Raw genomic sequence first — 16,035 nt, 5'->3', positions numbered from 1 at the left:
CTTCGGTCTCTTGTTTGCCATTCTAGGTCCTCCGTTTCCTATACATAACGGGGGACCAGTTCAGTTGGGGAGGCTCAAGAAAAGCTGGTGTTGCTCAGTTTCCTGTTTGCAGTCGTACCAAGTTCTTTCACTGAACAGTTACGTGACAACTGATTTTTTCAGTACCAAAAATGTCATCATCCCCAGAGGTGGAAGGGTTCTTTGCTCCTCTACGGCAAGCGCATCCTCTTGCAGTACTGTTTCAATATCGAAATCAGAATGCCAGCCAATCGTATTTGCGACCGGAGCAATCGCGCGTTCCAAGGATGCGAGCAACCCCCGCTTTCGTTGGAAATGGTTGGTAATTACTACTTTTCCACCCGGTTTACAGACCCGTGCTATTTCCGCCATTACCCTTTCCGGTTCCGGTACGACGGATAGCACGTGCATTGCCGCAACCGTATCGAAATAGTTGTCTGGAAAATCAAGCGTGCGCGCATCCATTTGCCTCAGCTCGGCAACATGGTTCAGCGATAGATCTTTTGCTTTGTCGCGCGCCTTTTGCAGCATGTCCTCACTGAAATCGATTCCGGTCACTTGCGTTTCGGGCCCGTAATGTTCCAGCGAAAGTCCGGTGCCGACGCCAACCTCCAGAACTTTGCCTGGACGTCTATTGATAAAATCAACCGCCTGCTGCCGCCCGACATTGGTAACTGCCCCAAACGTCTTGTCGTAGATGGGGGCCCAGCGAGCATAGGAAGTTTGAACGGCTTTGATGTCCATATCGAGTCCTTAACGGTTAGAAGGTATTCCCCTGTCGAGCCACGCCCAGGCGACCGTACCCACATATCCGAAACAAAGCACAATCAACGTAGCCCAGGCGAAAGTCAGCAATGCGGCCCCCGCAACAGCGACACCGATGAGAAAAAACTTTGCGTTCTCGCGCGAGATTCGCGTCGTCTTGAATGACCAGGTCGGTATTTGGCTGATAAGCAGAAGACCTATGATCACCATATAAAGGCAAATCAATATACTGGGCAGCAAAGGGGCATCGGCGAAGGCGAAGGACAGATACATTGGCAACATGACAAGCAGCGCCCCTGCAGGGGCGGGGACTCCCTCGAAATAGGCCCCATCTTGATCGCAGGTTTCGGATTTGCCGCCCACATTGAACCGGGCAAGTCGCATGACGCAGCACACCGCAAAAAACAGAACCGCAATCCAAGCCGCACTGCGTATATCCTGCAAGGCCCAGAAATAAAGAACGAGCGGTGGGGCGACCCCGAAGTTCAAGAAATCTGCAAGTGAGTCCAGTTCGGCCCCCAGTTTGCTGTCACTGCTGAGAAGGCGCGCAATACGGCCATCCAGCCCATCCAGCACACAGGCGGCAATTATCAACTGGACAGCGAGCACGTAATTGCCCTGAACGCCAAATCTGATTGCCGACAGGCCCGCGCATATGGCCGTTATGGTCAACGCATTGGGCAACAAGTGGATCAGCGCAAACTCGGTCTCTTCCTGTTTGGATGGTTTTGCCACTGATCCAGTTACCTACTTTTCTTCAAGGGTGGGCAAACTGGCAAGGACGGTTTCGCCCGCAATCATCGTTTGCCCTACACGCACTTGTAGGACCACGCCATCAGGAAGATAAACATCCAGCCGAGACCCGAAGCGGATCAATCCAAATCGTTCGCCAGTTTGCATCGCTGCGCCTGGCTTCACGAAGCAGACGATCCGTCTGGCCACGAGGCCGGCAATCTGGACAACAGCCAGATCCTGACCGTTTTTCATACGAATGCGCAGGCTGTTGCGCTCATTATCAGCACTGGCCTTGTCCAGGGATGCGTTGAAAAACTTGCCGGGGCGATATGCAACAGCGGTAATCTCACCTTCAATTGGCGTGCGGTTCACATGACAGTTGAAGACACTCATGAACACACTGACACGGGTGAGAGGCGTGTCAGGCATCCCAAGCTCGTTCGGCGGCACCGCCGCTTCGATCAGCGAAACCACCCCGTCCGCTGGGCTGACGATCAACCCTTCTCCTGTGGGTGGCACGCGTTCCGGGTCGCGAAAGAAATAGTAGCACCAGATCGTGAGGCCGACACCAAACCAGCCCAGAATGTTAGACAGGAGAAACAGACCGACCGTAACGGCGGCAAAGATCGCGACAAACCGAATACCTTCCGGGTGCATCGGTTTGATGAACGTATCGCGCATGCGCATCGCAATCTTTCCCCTAGGTCAACTGATTGAACTTCATAAGTGGATTGGTAGGGAAGGCAAGTGGGACTATTGCGGTGGGCAAAGATTGATGGCGGGGTGTTACAATTTTATGGGTTCTACTGACAGCTTTTTTGATGCCCAGGTATCGGCGGTTGGACTAGGCGCCAGATTTCCGTTGTGGCATTCCACGACCGTGTTGCATGGATCAGGTTTGAGACGAATTTGCCCCATACCCCATCACGTTAGAAGACGCGTTCGTACTCCGCACGATTGAGAGATGTCATGCGGTTGAGCGCTTTTGATGCAATTTTCGCTTCAGCTATTTGCCGGTCGAGATCACACGCTTGCAGGCGATCGCCGATAACTTGTTTCCATCTGCCGATCTAGGCTTCAACCCGTGATCGCTGGTTGTCTCCCGTCTCACTTTACCAGTCCATTCTGCCATGTTCAGCGATGGTATCGATGTGTTGATTGCGCCGTGCATTCTCGCCGCGAACCGCGTTTTTAGGTGGGGGTATAATGATCTCAATCCTGGATCCGAACTTGTCCAACAGACAGTCTGCAACACATTGGCCGTCATATGCTCCATCCGCCAGAAAGCGGTTCACATCAACATCCATGTCAGCTAGCAAATCTGGCAGTGCCGTTTCATTGCCCACGTGTTCGGTGGTCAATTCCGTTGCAGCGATATCACCGGTTTCCGGGTCAAGCCTGATGTGGAGCTTGCGCCATGTTTTGCGCGCCTTCCTGATGCCGTGTTTTTCTCCATGCCAGCCCTTGTCGCCACGCACTTTCAGGTCTGTGCTGTCCACAATGAGGGTGATTGGCTTATTTGCGTCTCGCCGGTTTTGGACAATCTTCATCCGCTTACCGCGTCGCGACAAGGTCGAGAAGTCCGGTACTACGAGGTCAATGCCCATCAGCCTGGCAATCGACCGCATGAAACTCTGAGTTTGTCTGAGCGGAAGTCGAAACACGACCCGCAGAGTGAGACTGATCTCGATTGCCAGATCTGAATAAAGCGATTGACCGCCGCGTGTCTTGCGGCGTGACGAAGCCCAGTTCTTCACAACATCATCAGAAACCCAGATCGTCACATCACCTCGACGCCGGAGACTTTCGTCGTATTCCGAGCAGTTCGTAACACGATACGTAGCCTTGGGAAACTTGATGCGACGGGCATTATTGAATTTGTAGGGATGTATCGCCGCTCGCGTCAGAGTGAGCGGCGGCGATATCGCGGCTCGGCGATCCATGCAACAACATCATTTTGCGGGACTTTATTGTTATTCATTAGGACGACACAAATGACCGCTTCGAAGGAAGCTGGCATCAAATCCAGACGCTGCTAAACTTATCATCGTAACAACCTTGTTATCGCAACGACCAAAATACATCTTGCCCAAGATATCTACCTACTAGTAGATAGATATCAGTTCACAAGGAGTGACGACATGAAAATCTATGATACTGAGGGATTCCCAAACCCCGCACGTGTGCGCATTGCGCTTGCTGAAAAAGGCGCAACAGACCAGGTCCAATTCGTTCCGGTTGACGTGTTGGGTGGCGAACATCGCACCGAGGCCTTTAAAGCCAAAAACCCCGATGCCGTTGTGCCATGCCTTGAGTTGGCGGACGGTACACATATTTCGCAGTGCAATGCGATTACAGAATATATCGACAACCATTTCGAAGGCCCGTCGCTGACCGGAGAGACACCAAAACAACGTGCGCAAATTTCGATGATGAACCTGCGTGCAGAAAATGGTCTGCTGAATGCTGTGGGAACCTACTTTCACCATGCCACACCAGGTCTTGGGCCAGACCTTGAGACCTATCAATGTGCTGAATGGGGCAACAAGCAAAAGCAAGTTGCTGGTCAGACAATGGCTTACTTGGATGAAGTTCTGGCTGACAATGAATATCTGGTTGGTTCTGAGTTTTCGGTTGCTGATATCACAGCGTTTGCCGGTCTTGCCTTTGCGGACTTTGCCAAGGTCGACATTCCAGAGACACTCTCCAATCTGACGGCATGGCGTGCAAAGGTCTCGGCACGGCCCAGCATCGCAGGTTAAGGACGCGATACCACTCAAGCCGAAAGGAAAAACATGGAACTGAACGCAGACTTTAAAACACGCGTGGTTGTTCATTCTGAACAGCTTGAGTGGAACGCTTCGCCTATGCCCGGTGTGGATCGGCGTATGTTGGACCGCATCGGCGGCGAAGTTGCCCGTGCCACTACGATTGTGCGCTATGCGCCGGGCAGCAAATTTTCGGAACACACCCATACAGGTGGCGAAGAATTCATCGTGCTTGATGGTGTATTTCAGGACGAACATGGCGACTTCCCCGAAGGGACATATGTGCGCAATCCTCCCGCCACTGCACATACGCCGGGGTCAGAGCCGGGCTGCACGATCTTTGTAAAGCTGTGGCAGTTCGACATGGCCGACCGCAATCAGTTTCGCAAAACCATGGCCGAAGAACTGACCGATCCTGTGGATGGTGTCGCAACGGCTGAACTACACCGTGATGCGCGTGAAACAGTTACCTACAGCCACCTTGATGCAGGCGCGACACTGGAAAATACCGATGTGGGTGGGATCGAAATGCTGGTGATTGCCGGTTCCGTCACCGAAGGCAGCGATACGCTTGAAAAAGGAGCATGGCTGCGACTGCCGGAAGGCGATCAACTGTCTGCAACGGCTGGCCCTGATGGGGCAAAGCTGTGGATCAAGACGGGTCATTTGCCCCACGCCAAACCGCCTGCCGTCTGATGAGTGTTGAAAAACCTTTGGTCCTTGTGGCCGGCGCGGGGGCTGGCCTTGGTCAGTCCCTGTTGTCCCGTTTCACAAAAGATGGCTTTGCTGCCGTTGGCTTGGGACGTACGCAACCTGAAACGGTGATTGGCCAGTTCTTTGAAATGGACCTGACGGACGAGAGTGCCGTTCCCAGCATCCTGGCACAGGTTATCGCAGAACATGGCCCGCCCAAGGTTGTGATCCACAACACGAGCGAACTGATCTTCGCGCCTTTCGCAGAAACCCGGCTTGCTGATTATCAACGCACGTGGGGATCGATGGTGCAGTCTGCCATTTTGCTTGCCCAATCGACACTGCAACCGATGGTCCGCGCTGGCGGTGGTACGTTCATTGTATCTGGCGCCACAGCGTCCTTGCGGGGTGGTACAAGATTCTCGGCCTTTGCCAGCGCAAAATTCGCCTTGCGCGGCCTGACGCAATCGCTTGCACGGGAGTATCAACCAGCAGGTGTTCATGTCTGCCACGCGATTCTGGACGGTATCATTGATACAGCGCGATCTCGGGACCTGCACAACCTTGATCCGGGCAAGATGATGAAGCCCGAGGACATCGCAGAGGCCTACTGTAGCCTCGCCCGCCAACCCAAATCCACATGGACGCACGAGCTAGATCTGCGCCCGGCATCCGAAGGGTTCTAGCGCATGCAAACGCTGATTGTCGGCGGCGGGTTGTCAGGACTTGTCTTAGCCGAACGTCTTGAGGCGCAAGGGCGCGACTATATGCTGATTGAGGCCCGCCCGCGGTTTGGCGGGCGAATCATGACGCAGCATCTGGAGGCAGGCTACTTTGACATGGGGCCTGCCTGGTTCTGGCCGGGCCAGCCACGTATTGCAGCTCTGATTGATCGGTTTGGTCTGACAAAGTTCGACCAATTCGCCGAGGGCGCTCAGACCTTTGAGGATGAACATGGCAACGTGCAACGCGGGCAGGGTTTTTCATCAATGGAAGGGTCATGGCGGCTAAAGGGAGGGTTGGCTGCTCTGACAGACGCATTGGCCAACTGCCTGCCGGATCATCGCAAACAGCTAAACGCGCCGGTTGTTAAACTTGACATGTCCGGCGATCAATTCATTGCAACAACGGCAAAGGGCGAACAGATCCACGCGGATCAAGCTGTCCTCGCTGTGCCCCCACGTGTTGCGGCCGAAATCGCATTTTCGCCCGCATTGTCTGCCGAAGCCGCCCAAACCATGAAAGGCATCGCGACATGGATGGCAGGTCAGGCCAAGGCTGTTGCGGTGTACGACAAACCATTCTGGCGCAAACAAGGACTGTCCGGTGATGCAATGAGCCGGAAAGGACCGATGGTCGAAATCCATGATGCATCCCCCCCTGAGGGCGGACCATACGCGCTATTTGGCTTCATCGGTGTACCGCCCCAAGGTCGCGCGGACGAACAACTGCTGCGTCAGCACCTGCACGCTCAATTAACACGGTTGTTCGGGCCTGAAGCCGCCGAGCCCCAAAAGCTCTACTTGAAAGACTGGGCCATTGATCCTTACACTGCAACTGAGGCGGATAAGGTACCTCTATATGCCCATCCGACATACGGTCTACCGAAGGCGATGAGCAATCTGTGGAACGGAAAGCTGCATTTCGCAGGAACAGAGGTCGCCCCGGTTTTCGGCGGCTATATCGAAGGTGCTTTGGAAGCGGCAGAGAATGTCCTACACAGCCTAAACGCCCAAAATCTTGGATAACACATGGCGACCGACACCAAGACAACTCTGCTCAATTCGGCTGAACGGGCCGCGCGCAGGCGTGGCTTTGATGGGTTCAGCTATGCCGACCTGGCCGCCGACGTCGGAATCACAAAGGCCAGCATTCACCATCATTTCGCCAGCAAGGCAGCTTTGGCCGTCGCGCTGATGCAGCGGTATTATTCAGATTTGGAAACCGCCTGTGGCGAGATTGATCAAGACCATGCAACAGGGGCGACGCGCTTGGCCGCTTTGATCAAGCGGTATCGTGGCGCACTTGAAGGTGGTCAAAGCTTGTGCCTGTGCGTGTCTTTTTCGACCAGTACAGAAAATCTATCAGCAGACACGATTGCCGAGATGAACCGTTTTCGCACAATGATGACCGAATGGCTTGCGAGGGTATTTTCACTGGGTCAGGGCGATGGAACGATCCTACATGTTGCCGATCCGGCAGCAGAAGCCGCCGCAACACTGCCTTTGCTCGAGGGCGCACAACTGGCAGCCCGAGTGGCACAGGACCCGCAAAGGTTTGAAGCGGCAGTCCAGATTTTGTCCAAGCGATTGGTTCAATAAACCAATGCGCAACCCTTCGTCCTGACACTGGCTTTTGTCCGTTAGGACTTGAGCACGTTCAAAAACAGACATTGCTGCGCTCTGCAGCATTGGTCGTTTTGGGCTCTGAACGGACCTCAGATGCGATACGGCATCGGTTGTCCGCCTGCCCTACACAGATTGTGGACGGCCCGTTGCTACCATTGCCCGAGGATTAGCGATGCTGCAGTGAGGCCCGTCGGAGGAGATGAGGTGGATGGCTCCTGCTCCACCGGCATGGCAATGCGCAACAATGCAGTTGTTATCGACTGCTAGGTCATGTTGACAAATGGCGGATCCAGAGGCGGATTGAAGTGATATCCACGAAGCCGAGAAAGCTTTCGGCTGCCTTATCTTAGCGGGTAGCCACTCGCCGAGCATTCATAAGTTTGTTGAAACATCTCTCGACCAGGTTTCTTAGCCGGTAGAGAGGCCAATCCAACCCAACGCGCCTCTTTCGGGACTTTCGCATTGGGATCACCGGTCGAATGCTTCGGCTGTGCAGTTCGGTGCGAATACGGTCGGCATCGTAACCTTTGTCGGCCAGCAGCACGACTGGCTCCGGCAGGTTGTCGTGCATGACCCGATCAAATCCAAGATAGTCCGATGTCTGGCCGGGTGTGATGTCCGTTCTCATCGGCAGCCCAGCGGCATTTACCCGGAGGTGGGTCTTGGTCGTGAAGCCGCCTTTTGAGCGGCCAAAACCCTGTTGCGGAGTCCCCCTTTTGCGCCCGCTGCCTGATGATGGGCACGAACCACTGTACTGTCGACCATTTGAAGAGCGTCAGGAACGATCTTGCTCTCGGTCAAGGCTTCCGGAATCTGTTCCCAGAGCCCCGCGAGAGTCGAGCGCCGGAACTGTCGGTAGACACTCGACCCCTTCCCAAACTCCTCAGGCAAGTCTCGCCGCGGGGCACCTGTACACGCAATCCAGAAAACACCATCAAGAACAAGGCGATGATTGGTAGGTTTGCGCCCATTCGGGGCACGGACCGAAAGGATGAACCGTTCAAAGAACGCCCACTCCTCGTCCGGCATTAGATTTCGTGCCAAGCTGGCCTCCATCGCAGATACCGGCTTGAATAACGATCAGAGGTCGTTGTGAATCCCTTTTGTCAACACGACCTAATATGTATGAATTTAGACTAGGGCGATGAGGCGAAAAGCCATCCGATATCTAGCTACCTATTCATCAAAGTATGCGTTATGCGTTGTGTAGATTGCCTGAATGGTTGGCGTCAAACGGTCAAGATGCGTACGAAGAACTTGATCCGCCGCCCACGCATCCCCGCTGAACAGGGCCTTTAAAAGAGATTGATGATCCAGATACAACTCATCCATTGCTTCTTTGCTGGTTAATGCCAGCATGCAAAGGCGGTCAACCTGCGCTTTGTTTTCGGCGATGATTTCAAACGCAAACGCCTGTTTGGCCGAGGCGCAAAGCAGTTTGTGAAACTGGTAGTCCAGATCATGGAACAAATTGACATCTTCTGCTGAGATTGCATCCGCCTGTTCACGAAGGTTAGCTTTTAATGCCGCGTCTACCGACTTGTCGCGATCTGACACGGCAGTGCGGATGACCTCCAATTCGACTGCGGCACGCACAAAGCGGGCATTCGCGATGAGCTGGCGTGAGAACGGTCGAACAACTGTCGCGCGTTGTGGCCGCACCAAAAGGAGATTGAGGTTGGAAAGTCGCGTGAAAGCCTCGCGCACAGGCTGGCGTGAAAACCCGAATGATTTCGCAACATCCGTTTCGGATATCTTTGTCCCTGGAAGCAGCTCCAGGCGGGTGATTTGTCCAAACAGTTCGTCAAAGACGACATCGCTACTCGTCGTACGTTCAAGGGTTCCCAAAGCTGCCATTTTTTGTTTTCCAACCTCTGTTTGGCGACATTGTGGCAGATCAGAGAGAGAATTAATAGAGCAAATTAGGATACTAGGTTACATTATATTCATTGTTCTAAAAGGAAAATATCACATATCTAAATAGTATCTAGAAAATTTATGTTGACTAGTATCCCAGTTATCGTGTTGGGTGTGCCCATCAACGAGGGCGGAACAAGTGTGCTAGCTGGGAGGAAATCAGATCATCCAAATTGGGGTGAAGGCTGATCTGGCGTGACCACTTGTAAGGTTTCGAACACGATCGCCGGTCAAAGACGACTGGAAGAAAACAAGACCTGAACCTGATCTGGGAGGATAGAATGTTCAATTTTTCACTAAAGACGTTGGCTGTGACGGCTGTTTTGTTGGGCGGGGTTTCGACCGCGCAAGCTGATGTCACACTGCGCGGGGCAAGCATGTTTGATGAAGAACATGCATTCACTAAGACCTTGCGCGAGTTTGAACGACTGGTCGCAGAGAAATATGATGGCGAGGTCGAATTTGATCTGCGCCTGAATGGTGAGCTTGGGGTTGAGTCCGATTACGTCACCTACCTCAACCAAGGTGTCGCCGTAGATTATACGATCCTTGCCCCGTCCAACATGGCGGTGTTTTCAGAGTCCATTCCTTTGATGGATATGCCTTTCCTGTTCCGTGATCTTGAACACTGGGATGCGGTCCTTTCGTCGGATGCGCTGAAACCCCTTGAGGACGATCTGCGCGAAGCTGCAGGTATCGTGATTGTTGGGTATCATGGCGGCGGTGTGCGGAACCTGGCCTCAGCCGAGCCCATCACAAACATGGATGAACTTGCCGGACACCGCATGCGCGTCATGGGGGCCCCAATTCAGGCCCAGACATTCTCAGCTGTTGGAGCGGCACCTTCCGCCATCGCTTACAACGAAGTCTACAACGCAATCCAGACAGGCGTTATCGCCGGATTTGAGAATGAAGCGGCCTCGATCCAGAACCTGAAGTTCTACGAAGTTGCGCCGCATGTCTCATTGACCCAGCACACGATCACCGTGCGCCCAATTGTGATGTCAGCAAAAATCTTCGATGAACTGCCTGAGAACCTGCAAGCCGCCATCATGGATGCCGGCGCTGAGGCCGGTGCATTTGGTCGCGCACTAGAGAGCGGTCAGGATGGTGAAAAACTTCAAGCAATGATCGACGCAGGTCAGATCGAAGTGCATGAGTTCGAGGGTCGCGAGAAAATGCTGGAACTGGTTCAGCCAGTGCAGGACGCCTATGCCGAAGAGCTGGGGGCGACAGAACTGCTCAACAACGTTCGCGGAATGTAATCTCCCGGCTGACGGGCGGGTGAGTCTTCAAGCTCGCCTGTCGGCACAATTTCCGATGCGCTTGGCGCGTCACATTGCGATGTAGGGTGGAACATGCTTGGAAAATATCTGGATAGGTTCTGCACTGGGCTTCGTATATTGCTTGGCGTGATGATGGGGGCATTGGCGATACCGGTCGCGATGCAAGTTGTCTCTCGCTACACCGGTTTGATCCCAACTTACCTTTGGACCGAAGAACTGGCGACGTTCCTGTTCGTCTGGATTGTGATGATCGGGTCTATTGTCGCTGTTTGGGACGGCACCCATTTTGACGTTCGAATTACCCGCAACGCAATGAGACCGCTGCCACGTTTGTTCCAAGACGGCATCGTTCACGTTGCCATCATGATTTTTGGGGCGTTCTTCCTGTTTTACGGCATCGAATACACCGAATTTGGGGGCAACCAACGATCTGTAATGATGCGTGCAAACCTCGCGATCACGCACGTATCGGTCCCGATTGCCGGAGGGTTTTGGTTTCTCCTGTCAGGCTACCGGTTGTCCGAAACCATCGCGAAATATCTAAACCGAGAGAGCAGCCAGACATGATCCTCGATACTGCAACTGCCGCCACGATGCTTATTGCTGGCTTTCTGGTGCTGATTTTCATCCGCATCCCAGTGGCATTCGCATTGGGTTTGGCGACCCTCCCGGTTGTGTTGCTTGAGCTGCGGCTGACCCCGTTCATCGTGCTGGATCGGATGTTCCAATCCTATAACTCCTTCATCTTATTGGCCGTTCCATTCTTTCTACTGGCGGCCAACCTGATGAATTCCGGCAAAGTAACCGACCGGCTGATCGAACTGGCCCGTGTGCTAACCGGCTGGATGCCCGGCGGATTGGGTCATGTAAATGTCGCTGTGTCGATGCTGTTCGCTGGTATCTCCGGATCTTCCACAGCAGATGCGGCGGGTATCGGAAAAATCCTGATCCCAGCCATGCAGAAAGAGGGGTACGACACGCGGTTTGCCGTTGCTATCACGGCCTGCTCTTCGGTGATGGGGGTCATCATCCCGCCGTCGATTTTGATGATCGTTTGGGGCGGTGTCATGCAGGTCTCTGTCGGCGCATTGTTTTTGGGCGGCGCGATTCCAGGCCTGATGATTGGCCTCGCCTTGATGGCTACGGTCTATGGTTTCGCAAAAGCCCGCAATTACCCGGTGACGGCGACGCCGAACTGGGGTGAGTTCTGGGCCGCTTGGAAAGGCGCCGCACTGGCCCTTTTGACACCGGTCTTTGTGATTGGCGGTATTGTAGGTGGTCTTGTCACACCAACTGAAAGTGCAATCATAGCGGCGGGTTATGCGCTGATCTTGGGCATGTTTGTCTATCGGACGGTCACTGTCAGAGATTTGGGTACGATCCTCTATGACACCGCACGATTTGCAGCCATCTCTCTGTTTGCGATCGGCACCGCCTCGGCATTCGGATGGCTACTGTCGTTCTACGATGCGCCGCGCCTGATTGTCAGTGTTCTGACTGCTTGGGAGTTCGGGGCATTTGGAACGGCTATCTTGATTGCCCTTCTGTTTCTTCTCTTTGGCCTGTTCATCGATGCAATCCCGACAATCATCATTCTTGGCACGGTTCTGATGCCCGTGGCGCAGGCGGGTGGGGTTGATCCGATCGCCTTCGCTATCATCGGCATTGTCTCGCTTGCCTTCGGGCTGGTGACACCGCCATACGGCTTGTGTTTGCTCATCTCTGCAGCGATCGGTGGCCTGAATGTTGTGCAAGTCCTGCGTGAGGTCGTGCTTATCCTTGCCCCAATGCTGGTCATCCTCATTCTGTTGGCGGCATTCCCCGAAATCATTCTGTGGCTCCCAAAGGCAGTTATGCCGGGGGCGTTCCGATAATGGCGTCTCAACTTGCGCTGTGAGCGCTCTGAGAGGGCAGCCAACTGAAATCCGTGACACAAGCGAAGCTGGCGCTTTGTAATAGGAAGGACCGACATGAAACTTGCAGGTAAAACCGCCATTGTAACCGGAGGAGGCCGTGATATTGGCCGCGCGGTTGCGATCAAACTCGCCTCTGAAGGCGCAAATGTTGCGATCAACTATTTTTCCAGCTCAAACGGCGCGGATGAAGCTGTTGCCGCAATCGAAGCCAACGGCGGTAAGGCGATTGCCGTGCAGGGCGACCTGAACAAGAAGGCGGATGTTGACGCGCTTGTGTATCGCACGGTCGAAACCTTTGGCGGCGTCGATATTCTGGTCAATAATGCAGGCGGTCTGATCGCCCGCAAAACCATTGCGGAAATGTCTGTTGAACATTGGGACGCCGTGATGAGCCTGAATCTGACCAGCACATTCCTGATGACGCAGGCTTGCCTGTCCAGGATGACGTCTGGAACTATCGTCAATCTCGCCAGTCAGGCCGGGCGCGATGGTGGTGGACCGGGTGCCGTCGCCTATGCCACAGCCAAGGGCGCGGTCATGACCATGACACGCGGTTTGGCAAAAGAGGTCGGCCCCGACATTCGTGTGAATGCACTTTGTCCTGGCATGATCGATACCGATTTTCACAATGTTCATACACCTGATGCTGGTCGACGCGGCTTTGAAGCCAACGCACCGCTAAAGCGTCAGGGTCATGTCGATGACGCTGCAAATCTCGTTTTATTTCTGGCCTGCGAGGACAGTGCCTTCATCACGGGCGCAAACATTGATCTCAACGGTGGCATGCTGTTTTCCTAACAAGCAAGGAGAGAACCTGTGCCCAATTTCCCGATCGTCTCTACAGGTGAACATGTCACGCGGCAGGTGCTATCTGATCATCCTGACCTCATGGTTGTTGCCTTCCGGTTTTACGCGACCGGGGCGATTGGTGCCCTACACAGCCATCCGCATGTGCAGGCGACCTATGTCGAAAGCGGTCGATTTCGGTTTACGTTGGGTGAGCACGAACAAGAGTTTGGCCCCGGTGAAAGTTTTGTCATCCCGCCCGGCCAAACCCATGGCTGCACATGCCTGGAACCTGGGACATTGGTCGACAGTTTCACGCCCCGCCGCGATGATTTTCTGTAACTGATATGCGTGTACTGGCAATCGGCGAATGCATGGCAGAACTTGCCCCATCTGAACGGGTTGGTGAATTCAAGCTTGGTTTTGCGGGCGATACCTTCAATACAGCATGGTATCTTGCACAAATCGCCGCAGATATCGACGTCAACTATCTGACGGCTGTCGGAGATGATGCGATTTCGCAGGATCTGCGGGCGTTCATGAAAGACAGCAGGATATCCGACACGCACGTCCAAGTCATTGCGGGCAAAACGATTGGGCTATATCTCATCCATCTCAGCAATGGTGAGCGCAGTTTTTCATACTGGCGCAGCGACTCTGCCGCCAGGCAACTTGCGGTCGACGAGATTGCACTCGGGCGGGCAGTTAAGGGCGCAGACTTAATCTACTTTTCTGGAATAACCCTCGCTATTCTCGATCCACAATCACGCGAAATTCTGTTAATTGCGTTGCGTCGTGCACGTGCATCCGGAACGACTGTTGCCTTTGATACAAATCTAAGACCACAGCTTTGGTCTACGCCGCAGGAAATGACAGACACAGTTATGAAAGCTGCTGCGCAATCCGATATCGTTCTGCCATCTTATGATGACGAAGCCGTATGGTTCGGGGACGGCGATTCAATTGCGACGTTGGATCGGTATGCAAAGGCTGGTGTCGATCAGATTGTCGTCAAGAACAGCGCGCAGCCTGTGGTTTTTCAAAAAGCAGGTCAACGTGGAGAGGTAGGCGTTGATCCAGCGAGGGGCATTGTCGATACCACTGCGGCAGGGGACAGTTTCAATGCAGGTGTCTTGGTAAGCGTTGTTAGGCAGGATGATTTGGCAACAGGCATACGCAAGGGGTGTCGTCTGGCAGGCCATGTCGTCCGTCACAAAGGCGCACTCGTCCCGGTTAACTTAGATCTTGGTAAGGATGAGACGGGTTAGTGATACGTCTTGATCAAGGAGTAGCAAGATCATGAAACAGACTTGGCGCTGGTTTGGCCCTTCTGATGCGATCTCCATTGGCGAAATCAGGCAAACCGGTGCAACCGGCATCGTCTCAGCCTTGCACCATGTTCCAACAGGAGAGGTTTGGTCAGTCGAGCACATCAAAGAGCGGCAGCAACAGATTGAGCAGCCCGGAGGCGTTCCATCTGGATTGACCTGGGACGTTGTTGAAAGCGTTCCGGTGTCCGAAGCGATCAAATCGCAAACCGGCCCGGTAAGGCAACACCTTGAAATGTACAAGGAAAGCCTACGTAATTTGGCCGAATGTGGCATTCACACAGTCTGCTACAACTTCATGCCAGTGCTGGATTGGACGCGTACAGACCTGAGCCATCCGCTGCCACATGGTGGGCACGCAATGCGGTTTGATCTCTTGGATTTTGTCATGTTCGATTGTTTCATCCTATGCAGGCAACGCGCGGAGCAAGATTATTCAGCGGTGATCATAGAAGCCGCACGGGCCCGGTTTGCAGATCTGGGTGATGGAGATCGCCTGAAACTGTCGAACAATATCGTCGCTGGTTTGCCGGGGGCGAACGACAATTGGTCTCTTGAGGACGTGAAACGAAACCTCGACGCATATGTTGGCGTGACGCCCGAAACCCTCCGCTCCAACCTGGTTGATTTCCTTTCCGAGGTTGTTCCAACGGCCGAAGACCTCGGCGTCCGGCTCTGTTGCCATCCAGATGACCCACCTTTTCCACTGCTTGGGCTTCCACGGGTCATGTCGTCGCAAAGTGATTACGCGACCGTGTTGGATGCCGTTGACAGCCCGGCAAACGGAGCAACGCTATGCACCGGGTCATTGGGTGTTGCCGAAGACTTCGACCCAGTATCCTTCATTGCTCAGCTCGGCCATCGGATCCACTTTGTACATCTTCGCAATACCGTGCGGGACGGTTCAAGCGACCGCAATCGCCATAGTTTTTCCGAGTCCGAACATTTGGCCGGAGACACAGATATGGTTGCAACAATTCGCGCCTTGATGGTCGAAGAAACGCGGCGCCGCAATCAGGGGCGATCAGATTATGAGATTCCCATGCGCCCGGACCATGGCCACGCTTTGCTGAACGATCTCGCTCGTCCTTCCCAGCCCGGCTACCCGCTCATAGGCAGAATGCGCGGCCTCGCCGAACTGCGCGGTGTTATGCACGGTTGCACTTTGATTTCACCTGGGTCCGATGCCAATATTCGCGGCATTTAAGCGAGCGTCTGCTCCTCCGGACAGATCAGACCTTTTGCTGGGCTTGATGATACCAGTATGTGATCAGAAGACGACAGTAACCTGTCGGCAGAAGTCCGCTGTGTGCGCGCTTTGGGTCTTGAGCGGTTGAAAATGCTGCGCTTTGCATGAAGGTCCGGTTCGAGGAAACCGGTTGGTCGAACTGTTGGCGCCTAGGGTCAGGACTCATAGCCAATAGATGACGAGAGCTGCGATGGCGATTGCTGAGAGGAAGACCTTCGGGCACCTG

The 16,035-nt window shown here is 54.0% G+C and carries 17 protein-coding genes and 1 pseudogene; 12 read left to right on the top strand and 6 right to left on the bottom strand.

The window, feature by feature from the left end; all coding sequences use genetic code 11:
* Nucleotides 1-138 precede the first annotated feature (138 nt).
* From AC2FJV_RS19935 to AC2FJV_RS19920, 4 genes are all read right to left on the bottom strand, one after another.
* Nucleotides 139-762 carry a class I SAM-dependent methyltransferase gene (locus AC2FJV_RS19935; protein ID WP_282027914.1) on the bottom strand — a complete coding sequence of 208 codons (624 nt, stop codon included), beginning with the start codon at nucleotides 760-762 and terminating at the stop codon, nucleotides 139-141.
* A 9-nt stretch (nucleotides 763-771) separates the two neighbouring features.
* Nucleotides 772-1,518: a CDP-diacylglycerol--serine O-phosphatidyltransferase gene (gene pssA, locus AC2FJV_RS19930; protein WP_282027913.1), complete on the bottom strand. Its 747-nt coding sequence runs from the start codon at nucleotides 1,516-1,518 to the stop codon at nucleotides 772-774.
* A 12-nt stretch (nucleotides 1,519-1,530) separates the two neighbouring features.
* Nucleotides 1,531-2,205: a phosphatidylserine decarboxylase gene (locus AC2FJV_RS19925; protein ID WP_496690613.1), complete on the bottom strand. Its 675-nt coding sequence runs from the start codon at nucleotides 2,203-2,205 to the stop codon at nucleotides 1,531-1,533.
* Nucleotides 2,206-2,630: 425 nt separating this feature from the next.
* The gene (locus AC2FJV_RS19920; RefSeq protein WP_496690612.1) at nucleotides 2,631-3,461 is read right to left on the bottom strand and encodes an IS5 family transposase; all 831 of its coding nucleotides are present in this window, start codon (nucleotides 3,459-3,461) and stop codon (nucleotides 2,631-2,633) included.
* Nucleotides 3,462-3,659: 198 nt separating this feature from the next.
* Between AC2FJV_RS19920 and AC2FJV_RS19915 the strand changes: the two genes are divergently transcribed.
* From AC2FJV_RS19915 to AC2FJV_RS19895, 5 genes are read left to right on the top strand one after another with little or no spacing between them, the layout of a single operon-like run.
* Nucleotides 3,660-4,280 carry a glutathione S-transferase family protein gene (locus AC2FJV_RS19915; protein ID WP_496714466.1) on the top strand — a complete coding sequence of 207 codons (621 nt, stop codon included), beginning with the start codon at nucleotides 3,660-3,662 and terminating at the stop codon, nucleotides 4,278-4,280.
* Between the two features lie 33 nt (nucleotides 4,281-4,313).
* A complete protein-coding gene (locus tag AC2FJV_RS19910) occupies nucleotides 4,314-4,982 on the top strand; it encodes a cupin domain-containing protein (protein ID WP_496714464.1) in 669 nt (222 codons plus the stop codon).
* Nucleotides 4,982-5,665 carry an SDR family NAD(P)-dependent oxidoreductase gene (locus AC2FJV_RS19905; protein ID WP_496714462.1) on the top strand — a complete coding sequence of 228 codons (684 nt, stop codon included), beginning with the start codon at nucleotides 4,982-4,984 and terminating at the stop codon, nucleotides 5,663-5,665. The genes AC2FJV_RS19910 and AC2FJV_RS19905 overlap by 1 nt, the downstream gene beginning before the upstream one ends.
* Before the next feature lie 3 nt (nucleotides 5,666-5,668).
* Complete coding sequence (locus AC2FJV_RS19900; RefSeq protein ID WP_496714460.1) at nucleotides 5,669-6,727, top strand: flavin monoamine oxidase family protein; 1,059 nt, start codon at nucleotides 5,669-5,671, stop codon at nucleotides 6,725-6,727.
* 3 nt (nucleotides 6,728-6,730) lie between these two features.
* A complete protein-coding gene (locus AC2FJV_RS19895) occupies nucleotides 6,731-7,300 on the top strand; it encodes a TetR/AcrR family transcriptional regulator (RefSeq protein ID WP_142640372.1) in 570 nt (189 codons plus the stop codon).
* Between the two features lie 295 nt (nucleotides 7,301-7,595).
* On the opposite strand, the pseudogene AC2FJV_RS19890 reads toward AC2FJV_RS19895, so the two are convergent.
* Nucleotides 7,596-8,383: pseudogene (locus tag AC2FJV_RS19890) on the bottom strand (IS5 family transposase).
* Between the two features lie 120 nt (nucleotides 8,384-8,503).
* A complete protein-coding gene (locus AC2FJV_RS19885; RefSeq protein WP_496714459.1) occupies nucleotides 8,504-9,184 on the bottom strand; it encodes a GntR family transcriptional regulator in 681 nt (226 codons plus the stop codon).
* Between the two features lie 341 nt (nucleotides 9,185-9,525).
* Here AC2FJV_RS19885 and AC2FJV_RS19880 point away from each other — a divergent pair, with 341 nt between their 5' ends.
* The 7 genes from AC2FJV_RS19880 (at nucleotide 9,526) to uxuA (ending at nucleotide 15,767) form a co-directional block, all read left to right on the top strand.
* A complete protein-coding gene (locus AC2FJV_RS19880; RefSeq protein WP_282027912.1) occupies nucleotides 9,526-10,509 on the top strand; it encodes a TRAP transporter substrate-binding protein in 984 nt (327 codons plus the stop codon).
* A gap of 93 nt (nucleotides 10,510-10,602) precedes the next feature.
* A complete protein-coding gene (locus AC2FJV_RS19875; protein ID WP_282027911.1) occupies nucleotides 10,603-11,097 on the top strand; it encodes a TRAP transporter small permease in 495 nt (164 codons plus the stop codon).
* Entirely contained in the window at nucleotides 11,094-12,404 is a 1,311-nt protein-coding gene (locus AC2FJV_RS19870; protein ID WP_271952730.1) for a TRAP transporter large permease, read from the top strand. The genes AC2FJV_RS19875 and AC2FJV_RS19870 overlap by 4 nt, the downstream gene beginning before the upstream one ends.
* A 96-nt stretch (nucleotides 12,405-12,500) precedes the next feature.
* Nucleotides 12,501-13,244 (top strand): SDR family NAD(P)-dependent oxidoreductase, encoded by a 744-nt coding sequence (locus AC2FJV_RS19865; protein ID WP_271952733.1) that lies wholly within the window; start codon nucleotides 12,501-12,503, stop codon nucleotides 13,242-13,244.
* Nucleotides 13,245-13,262: 18 nt separating this feature from the next.
* Nucleotides 13,263-13,574 (top strand): cupin domain-containing protein, encoded by a 312-nt coding sequence (locus tag AC2FJV_RS19860; RefSeq protein WP_281973965.1) that lies wholly within the window; start codon nucleotides 13,263-13,265, stop codon nucleotides 13,572-13,574.
* Nucleotides 13,575-13,579: 5 nt separating this feature from the next.
* Nucleotides 13,580-14,500 carry a sugar kinase gene (locus tag AC2FJV_RS19855; RefSeq protein WP_281973966.1) on the top strand — a complete coding sequence of 307 codons (921 nt, stop codon included), beginning with the start codon at nucleotides 13,580-13,582 and terminating at the stop codon, nucleotides 14,498-14,500.
* Nucleotides 14,501-14,531: 31 nt separating this feature from the next.
* Nucleotides 14,532-15,767: a mannonate dehydratase gene (uxuA, locus tag AC2FJV_RS19850; protein WP_496690607.1), complete on the top strand. Its 1,236-nt coding sequence runs from the start codon at nucleotides 14,532-14,534 to the stop codon at nucleotides 15,765-15,767.
* Nucleotides 15,768-16,035: the final 268 nt, after the last annotated feature.

This window comes from Ruegeria sp. CDSA241 (assembly GCF_059611265.1).
The sequence above is the reverse complement of the archived record's forward strand: the minus strand, read 5'-3'. Positions and strand labels throughout refer to the sequence as shown.

Bases quoted from the DNA above. Each gene is read 5' to 3' on its own strand.
- AC2FJV_RS19935 (WP_282027914.1), bottom strand. From the start codon at position 762: ATGGACATCAAAGCCGTTCAAACTTCCTATGCTCGCTGGGCCCCCATC.
- AC2FJV_RS19925 (WP_496690613.1), bottom strand. From the start codon at position 2,205: ATGCGCATGCGCGATACGTTCATCAAACCGATGCACCCGGAAGGTATT.
- AC2FJV_RS19920 (WP_496690612.1), bottom strand. From the start codon at position 3,461: ATGGATCGCCGAGCCGCGATATCGCCGCCGCTCACTCTGACGCGAGCG.
- AC2FJV_RS19915 (WP_496714466.1), top strand. From the start codon at position 3,660: ATGAAAATCTATGATACTGAGGGATTCCCAAACCCCGCACGTGTGCGC.
- AC2FJV_RS19910 (WP_496714464.1), top strand. From the start codon at position 4,314: ATGGAACTGAACGCAGACTTTAAAACACGCGTGGTTGTTCATTCTGAA.
- AC2FJV_RS19905 (WP_496714462.1), top strand. From the start codon at position 4,982: ATGAGTGTTGAAAAACCTTTGGTCCTTGTGGCCGGCGCGGGGGCTGGC.
- AC2FJV_RS19900 (WP_496714460.1), top strand. From the start codon at position 5,669: ATGCAAACGCTGATTGTCGGCGGCGGGTTGTCAGGACTTGTCTTAGCC.
- AC2FJV_RS19895 (WP_142640372.1), top strand. From the start codon at position 6,731: ATGGCGACCGACACCAAGACAACTCTGCTCAATTCGGCTGAACGGGCC.
- AC2FJV_RS19885 (WP_496714459.1), bottom strand. From the start codon at position 9,184: ATGGCAGCTTTGGGAACCCTTGAACGTACGACGAGTAGCGATGTCGTC.
- AC2FJV_RS19880 (WP_282027912.1), top strand. From the start codon at position 9,526: ATGTTCAATTTTTCACTAAAGACGTTGGCTGTGACGGCTGTTTTGTTG.
- AC2FJV_RS19875 (WP_282027911.1), top strand. From the start codon at position 10,603: ATGCTTGGAAAATATCTGGATAGGTTCTGCACTGGGCTTCGTATATTG.
- AC2FJV_RS19870 (WP_271952730.1), top strand. From the start codon at position 11,094: ATGATCCTCGATACTGCAACTGCCGCCACGATGCTTATTGCTGGCTTT.
- AC2FJV_RS19865 (WP_271952733.1), top strand. From the start codon at position 12,501: ATGAAACTTGCAGGTAAAACCGCCATTGTAACCGGAGGAGGCCGTGAT.
- AC2FJV_RS19855 (WP_281973966.1), top strand. From the start codon at position 13,580: ATGCGTGTACTGGCAATCGGCGAATGCATGGCAGAACTTGCCCCATCT.
- uxuA (WP_496690607.1), top strand. From the start codon at position 14,532: ATGAAACAGACTTGGCGCTGGTTTGGCCCTTCTGATGCGATCTCCATT.